General features: G+C 71.4%; 7 protein-coding genes. 4 read left to right on the top strand and 3 right to left on the bottom strand.

Annotated elements, in window-relative coordinates:
- Window positions 1-97 precede the first annotated feature (97 nt).
- Window positions 98-550, top strand: a complete 453-nt coding sequence (locus ACFU6K_RS25835) for a GatB/YqeY domain-containing protein (RefSeq protein WP_380666835.1) — start codon at window positions 98-100, stop codon at window positions 548-550.
- 236 nt (window positions 551-786) lie between these two features.
- Here ACFU6K_RS25835 and ACFU6K_RS25830 read toward each other — a convergent pair whose 3' ends face one another.
- Window positions 787-3,075, bottom strand: a complete 2,289-nt coding sequence (locus tag ACFU6K_RS25830) for a transglycosylase domain-containing protein (RefSeq protein ID WP_380666833.1) — start codon at window positions 3,073-3,075, stop codon at window positions 787-789.
- Between the two features lie 501 nt (window positions 3,076-3,576).
- Between ACFU6K_RS25830 and ACFU6K_RS25825 the strand changes: the two genes are divergently transcribed.
- Window positions 3,577-3,900 (top strand): WhiB family transcriptional regulator, encoded by a 324-nt coding sequence (locus ACFU6K_RS25825; protein ID WP_030240986.1) that lies wholly within the window; start codon window positions 3,577-3,579, stop codon window positions 3,898-3,900.
- A gap of 129 nt (window positions 3,901-4,029) precedes the next feature.
- On the opposite strand, the gene ACFU6K_RS25820 is transcribed toward ACFU6K_RS25825, so the two are convergent.
- Both ACFU6K_RS25820 and ACFU6K_RS25815 read right to left on the bottom strand, forming a co-directional pair.
- Window positions 4,030-5,199: an ArsA family ATPase gene (locus ACFU6K_RS25820; protein ID WP_049656832.1), complete on the bottom strand. Its 1,170-nt coding sequence runs from the start codon at window positions 5,197-5,199 to the stop codon at window positions 4,030-4,032.
- Window positions 5,196-6,269, bottom strand: a complete 1,074-nt coding sequence (locus ACFU6K_RS25815) for an ArsA-related P-loop ATPase (protein WP_380666831.1) — start codon at window positions 6,267-6,269, stop codon at window positions 5,196-5,198. The genes ACFU6K_RS25820 and ACFU6K_RS25815 overlap by 4 nt, the downstream gene beginning before the upstream one ends.
- Window positions 6,270-6,481: 212 nt before the next feature.
- Between ACFU6K_RS25815 and ACFU6K_RS25810 the strand changes: the two genes are divergently transcribed.
- On the top strand, window positions 6,482-6,640 hold the full coding sequence (locus ACFU6K_RS25810) for a DUF4177 domain-containing protein (protein WP_094743074.1): 159 nt from the start codon (window positions 6,482-6,484) through the stop codon (window positions 6,638-6,640).
- A complete protein-coding gene (locus ACFU6K_RS25805) occupies window positions 6,637-7,104 on the top strand; it encodes a RidA family protein (RefSeq protein ID WP_380666829.1) in 468 nt (155 codons plus the stop codon). The genes ACFU6K_RS25810 and ACFU6K_RS25805 overlap by 4 nt, the downstream gene beginning before the upstream one ends.
- Window positions 7,105-7,139: the final 35 nt, after the last annotated feature.

The raw sequence follows: 7,139 nt of genomic DNA, 5'->3' as shown, positions 1-7,139 counted from the left end.
GTACTTGTCGGGGATACTCGTTCAACTGCGGAAACCCTGGTGGATGCCCACGGGAAACTGGTTGAGCCCACCCACAGCCGAAGGATAAGAAGAGGAAATGACAACGCTCAAGGAGCAGCTGCACGAGGACCTCACGGCTGCCATCAGGGAACGGGACGAGCTGCGCTCGTCCACCATCCGGCTCACGCTGTCCGCCGTCACCAGCGAGGAGGTGGCGGGCAAGCAGAAGCGCGAGCTGTCCGACGCCGACGTGCTGAAGGTGATCGGCCGCGAGGCGAAGAAGCGCCGGGAGGCGGCCGAGGCCTTCGGGAACGCCGGCCGGACGGAGCAGGCGGCCCGGGAGCTGGCCGAGGGCGAGGTGCTGGCGGGCTACCTGCCCAAGCAGCTCTCCGACGAGGAGCTGGCCGCGATCGTGGCGGCCGCCGTGGCCGAGAGCGGCGCGAGCGGCCCGCAGGCGATGGGCGCCGTCATGAAGCTGGTGAAGCCCAAGGTCGACGGTCTGGCCGAGGGCAGCCGGGTCGCCGCCGCCGTGAAGGCCGCCTTGGCCTGAGCCGGTCCGCCCGGGCCGCCCTGGCCTGAGCCCCGGTCCGCCCGGCCCGCCCTGGCCTGAGCCCCGGTCCGTCCAGGGCCCGCCCCGGGTCCGCCCCGGTCCGTCCAGGGCCCGTCCAGGGGCGACCCCGGACGCGCCCCCGTTGCCCCGGCAGCACGCCGAAGGGGCGCCCTCCGCACTGGAGGGCGCCCCTTCGTCATGTTCCGCGGCGCGGGTCACCCCGCCGGGAGGGCGGGTCAGCCGTTCCCGTTCCCGCCGCCGTGTCGGCCGCCGTTCCCGTTCCCGTTCCCGGGGACGGGCGGGAAGGTGAACCCGCCGGGGAAGCCGCCGGGCAGCCCGCCGGGCAGACCGCCGGCCTGGGTGCCGGGCAGCCCGCCGGGCTGGCCGCCCTGCTGCGGCGGCGGGGGGTTGCCGGCCGGCGGCTGCGGGGCGTTCGGGTCGGTGGCCGGCGGGGTGGTGCCCGGCGGCGGAGTGGCCGGCTGCGGGTCCGGGATGTTGGCGGTCTGGATCGGCTCCACGGGCGTGCCCTTGAGCGCCTGGTTCATCGCCAGCTGCCAGATCGGGCCGGGGCCGTCGGCGCCGAAGACCTCGGGGAAGTACTTGCCGCCGATGGTGATGTTCTTCATCTTGACGCCGCCGGCCGGGCCGCCGAGCCAGACCGAGGTGGCCAGCGACGGGGTGTAGCCGCTGAACCAGGCGGCCTTCTTCTCGTCGGTGGTCCCGGTCTTGCCGGCGATCTTGCGCCCGTCGTCGAGGCCGAGGGAGGCCGCGGTGCCCTTCTCGGTGACGTTGAGCAGGACGGCGTTGAGCGAGTCGGCGGTCTGCTCGGAGAAGGCCTGGCTGCACTGGGACTGCGGGACGGGGACGTCCTTGCCGTCCACCGTGGTGATCTTGTTGATCGCGACCGGGGTGCAGTACTTGCCGCGGGCGGCGAAGGTCGCGTAGACGTTCGCCATGGTCAGCGGGGAGAGCTCCAGGGTGCCGAGGACCATCGAGGGCACCTCCTGGAAGGCGTCGCCCTTGGCGGACTGGGTGATGCCCAGCTTGTTCGCCATCTGCTTCATCGCGCAGAGGCCGACCTGCTGCTCCATCTGCACGAAGTAGGTGTTGACCGAGCGGGCCATCGCCTCCTTCAGCTGGTACGGCCCGACCTCGCTGTCCTGCTCGTTCTTCACCGTCTCCTTGGGCTTGACGGTGTTCTTCCAGGTGCCCGAGCAGGTGGACATCTGCGGGTACTCGATCTTGTTCTCGGACGGGAACGCCTGGGTGTTCGACATGCCCGACTCCAGCGCCGCCGCGGCCAGGATCGGCTTGAAGGTCGAGCCGGTCTGGAAGCCGTTGCCGCCGCCCATGGCCGCGTCCACGTTGAGGTTGACGACGGTCTGGTTCTTGTTCGGGTCCAGGCCGTACGGGCGGGTCTGGGCCATCGCCAGGATCTTGCCGCTGCCCGGCTCCATCATGGTCGCGGCGGCCGACACCGGGTCGGTCACGTTGACCTTCTTGGTGACGGCGTTCTGGGCGGCGGCCTGCTTGTCCGGGTCCAGCGTGGTGTAGATGTTCAGGCCGCCGGTGTTCCACAGCTTCTTGCGCTCGTCGGCGCTCTTGCCGAAGGCCGGGTCCTGCTTGACCACGTGGCGCACGTAGTCGCAGAAGAAGCCCATGCCGGCCTGGGCGGTGATGCAGCCGTTCTGCGGGTCCTTGTACTTCAGACCCAGCGGGGCGGCCTTCGCCTCCTTCGCCTGGTCGGCGGTGATGTGCTTGTTCTCCAGCATCTTGTCGATCACGACGTTGCGGCGCTTGAGCGTGTTCTCGGGGTAGCGCACCGGGTCGTACTGCGACGGGTTCTGGACCACGCCGGCCAGGGTGGCGGCCTCGGCGACGGTCAGGTCCTTGTTGCTCTTGCTGAAGTAGCGCTGGGAGGCGGCCTCGACCCCGTAGGCCTGGTGGCCGTAGAAGGTGATGTTGAGGTAGTTGGTGAGGATCTGATCCTTGCTCAGGTCCTCCTCCAGCTTGATGGCGACCTTGAGCTCCTGGATCTTGCGGCCCAGGGTCTTGCGCTGGGCCTCCAGGACGGCCGCCTGGTCGTCGCCGGCCTTCTCCACGTTGACGTTCTTCACGTACTGCTGGGTCAGCGTGGAGGCGCCCTGGGAGGCGGTGCCGCTCTCCGCGTTCTTGCTGATCGCGCGGAGGACGCCCTTGAGGTCGACGGCGCCGTGCTCGTAGAAGCGGGCGTCCTCGATGTCGACCTGGGCGTGCCGCATGAACGGCGACATCTGGTCGGCGGTGATGACGGTGCGGTCGCGCTCGTAGACCTTGGCGATCAGGCCGCCCTTGGCGTCGAAGATCTGCGTCGCCTGGGTGAGCGGCGGGGTCTTGAAGTCGTCGGGGATGTTGGCGAAGCTCTCCGCCGTGTCCTTGGCGGTCAGCCCGATGGCGCCGACGGCGGGCAGGGCGAGGCCTGCCAGCAGGACTCCGGAGAGCACGCTGACGCCCAGGAACTTCACGCCGTTGCCGGCGTGCTCCATCGGGGATCCGCCGGTCCTGCCGCGCGGAGCTCCGGTGTTGCCTGGGGGCTGGGTTGCCTGGGGGCGCTTCGGTGCCATGGGGAGAACCCTACGTCGCGGATTCCCGCACACCGGGGCAGGTGTTCGCCTAGGCTTGTCACAAGCTTGCGACAGCTTCGGTGCGTCAACATCGTTCACTCTTGTGGGCGAGAAGACTTGCCCGAATTGCCCGCTGATGTCCGGGTTTTGAGGCAGCTGTGGCCTGCTGTGCTCCTATGGTCGGTTGCGCTCAGTGACGACTCCTGTGGCGAGAGTGGGGGTTCCGCTCTTGGCAAGGCGTGCGACCTGCGATCACTCCAACGAGTGAGCTGATCGCCACCCATAGTCCAATTGGGTCATTCGAGATTGAGCCCGAAGGGGCTGTTGCAAGCTGTCGTTCTTCCGTAACGTCCTCAACTGGCAACGGTGAATATGCCGTTGCCGCCGTGGGGGAGCCTCGATACGGGAGAGGACGGCGCCGGCATGGGCTGGGTTGACGACTGGAGTGCGCAGGCCGCCTGCCGCACGAGTGATCCGGACGAACTGTTCGTCCAGGGGGCGGCACAGAACCGCGCGAAGGCGGTGTGCAGCGGCTGTCCCGTCCGGACCGAGTGCCTCGCGGACGCCCTGGACAACCGGGTGGAGTTCGGGGTGTGGGGCGGGATGACGGAGCGCGAGCGCCGGGCGCTGCTGCGCCGCCGCCCGACCGTCATCTCGTGGCGGAGGCTGCTGGAGACGGCGCGCACCGAGTACGAGGAGTCCCTCGCGACCGGGGTGATACTGACGGACTACGCCCAGGCGGGCTGAGCCCGGCCGCACCACGCGGCCCGGGCCGGTCGGCCCCGCGGACGGGGGGCTGTACCGCGCAGGGCCGGTGACCGTGCCCGGCTGTACCGCGCCTGGCTCCGTACCGCGCCTGGCTCCGTACCGCGCGGGCTAGACCGCGCCGTTGAGCCGGTCCCCGATGGCCCGCAGCCCGTCCAGGTCGTGCACGTCACCCGGCAGCGCCGGCACCTCCACGATCGGCACGTCCGGGTACACCGAGACGAAGCGGTCGCGGGTACGGCGTTCGCGCCCCATGATCTGCATCCGCTCGGCGTGCAGCCGCAGCAGCCCGGCCGCGAGCAGCTCCGCCTCGGGCGAGGCGTGCTCCGAGCCGTTCTCCTCCAGGGCCTCGGCGGCCGCCAGCGCCCGCTCCGCGGTGAGCTGCGGTGCGCCCGTGCCGTGCACCCGGTTGAGCACCAGCCCGGCCAGCGGCATCCGGTCCGCGGCCAGCCGGTCCACGAAGTACGCCGCCTCGCGCAGTGCGTCCCGCTCCGGCGCCGCCACCACCAGGAACGCCGTGCCCGGCGCCTTGAGCAGCTGGTACGTGCGGTCCGCGCGCTCCCGGAAGCCGCCGAACATCGAGTCCATCGCGCTGACGAAGGTCTGCACGTCGGTGAGCAGCTGGGCGCCGAAGATCTTGCCCAGGGTGCCGGTGAGCAGGCCCATCCCGGCGTTCAGGAAGCGCATCGCGCTGCGCCCGCCGACCTTGGCCGGGGCGGTGAGGATCCGGATCACCCGGCCGTCCAGGAAGGACCCGAGCCGGTTGGGCGCGTCCAGGAAGTCCAGCGCCGAGCGGGACGGCGGGGTGTCCACGACGATCAGGTCCCACTCCTCGGCGGCGCGCAGCTGCCCGAGCTTCTCCATCGCCATGTACTCCTGGGTGCCGGCGAAGCCGGCCGACAGGGACTGGTAGAAGGGGTTCTCCATGATCGCCCGGGCCCGTTCGGGCTCGGCGTGGGCCAGCACGACCTCGTCGAAGGTCCGCTTCATGTCCAGCATCATGGCCTGGAGCTCGCCGGTGCCGTTCACCCCCTTGACCACCCGGGGGGTGTTGTCGAGCTCGGTCAGGCCCATCGACTGGGCGAGCCGGCGGGCCGGGTCGATGGTCAGCACCACGACCTTGCGGCCGCGCTCGGCCGCCCGCAGGCCGAGGGCCGCGGCGGTGGTGGTCTTGCCGACGCCGCCGGAGCCGCAGCAGACGATGATCCTGGTCTTCGGGTCGTCGATCAGCTCGTCCACCGCGAGCCGCCGTCCGGTGCTCCGCACCCCGTTCGAGGTCATGCCGCCCCCTGCCGCTTCAGTTCGCCCGCCAGCCGGTACAGCCCGCCGAGGTCCACGCCCTCGCCCAGCAGCGGCAGTTCGTACGTCGGGAGCCGCAGCTGCTGGATGTCGGCGCGCTGCGCGCGCTCCAGCTCGACCCGCTCGGCGTGCTCCCTGGCCTGCTCCAGCAGCGGGTCGAGCAGCGGCTCCACCGCCGCCCGGACCTTCTCCCCGGTGCGGGTGCGGCCGCCGAGCCCGGCCTCGCCGAGCGCCAGGGCGACCTCCTCGCGGTGGTCCCCGTCCACCGCGGCCACCGCCGCCGCGTCCAGCACCGGCGGCCGGACCATGTTGACCATCACCCCGCCCACCGGGAGCTTCGCCTCGCGCAGCTCCTCGATGCCGTCGACCGTCTCCTGCACCGGCATCTCCTCCAGCAGGGTGACCAGGTGCACCGCGGTCTCCGGCGACTTCAGCACCCGCATCACGGCCTGCGCCTGGGTGTGTATCGGGCCGATCCTGGCCAGCCCGGCGACCTCGGCGTTGACGTTCAGGAACCGGGTCAGCCGCCCGGTCGGCGGGGCGTCCATCACCACCGCGTCGTAGCGCCGCCGGCCGTCCGGGTCCTTGCGCCTGGTCGCCTCGCAGGCCTTGCCGGTGAGCAGGACGTCCCGTACGCCGGGCGCGATGGTGGTGGCGAAGTCGACGAAGCCGACCTTCTGGAGCGCCTTCCCGGCCCGGCCGAGCTTGTAGAACATCTCCAGGTACTCCAGCAGCGCCAGCTCGGTGTCGATCGCCAGCGCGAAGACCTCGCCGGGCCCGCCCTCCCCGGCCGGCAGCCCCAGCTGGGCGCGGGAGACCGAGGCGATCCGGCGCTCCTCGTACGGGAGCGCGGCGATCCCGAAGAGCTCGGCGACGCCCTGCCGGCCCTCGACCTCGATCAGCAGCACCCGTCCGCCGTCGGCGGCGAGGGCCAGGGCCAGTGCCGCGGCCAGCGTGGTCTTCCCGGTGCCGCCCTTGCCGCTGACCACGTGCAGCCGGACGCCCTCCCAGTCGGGGTCGCGCCGGGCCGCCTGGCCGGGGGTGCGTGCCACGCTCCGTCTCCGTCCGTCTCCGTCCTACGGGCGTCCCCTCCTGACGAGGGTGCCCCTCGCCAGGGTGCCCTCCCGCGAGGGTAACCAGGGAGCGCACCGGATGCCCGGAGCACCTGGGCCGTCAGGCCGGATCATGCCCTCTTTGTGCCCCACCTCACACGCCTCGCGGCGGGCGGCGCGGATCGTCGCGACGGCTCGTCTAGAGTCTGGCCATGACCAAGTGGGAATACATGACGGCGCCCCTGCTGGTGCACGCGACCAAGCAGATCCTGGACAACTTCGGCGAGGACGGCTGGGAGCTCGTCCAGGTCGTGCCCGGCCCGAACCCGGAGCAGCTGGTGGCCTACTTCAAGCGGGAGAAGAACGCATGAGCAAGGTCGAGTCGAAGCTCGCCGAGCTGGGCCTGACCCTGCCGGAGGTGGCCGCCCCGGTCGCCGCCTACGTGCCGGCCCTGCGGACCGGCGACCTCGTGTTCACCTCCGGCCAGCTCCCGGTCGTCGGCGGCAAGCTGCCGAGCACCGGCAAGGTCGGTGCCGAGGTGTCCCCGGAGGAGGCCAAGGACCTCGCGCGGATCTGCGCGCTGAACGCCCTGGCCGCCGTGAAGTCCGTGGTCGGTGACCTCGACCAGGTCGAGCAGGTCGTCAAGGTCGTCGGCTTCGTCGCCGCCGCCCCCGACTTCATCGGCGTCCCGGCCGTCGTCAACGGCGCCAGCGAGCTGCTCGGCGCGGTGCTGGGCGAGGCGGGCGTGCACGCCCGCAGCGCCGTCGGCGTCGCGGTGCTGCCGCTGGACTCCCCGGTCGAGGTCGAGATCCTGGTGCGGGTCAAGAGCGCCTGAGCGTGATCGCGGAGGCGGGGCCGGGCTCGTCCGGC

Origin of the sequence: Kitasatospora sp. NPDC057512 (assembly GCF_042802135.1) — a bacterium.
Classification (GTDB): Bacteria; Actinomycetota; Actinomycetes; order Streptomycetales; family Streptomycetaceae; genus Kitasatospora.
Note: the sequence above shows the minus strand (reverse complement) of the source record. Positions and strands in the feature narration are given on the sequence as shown.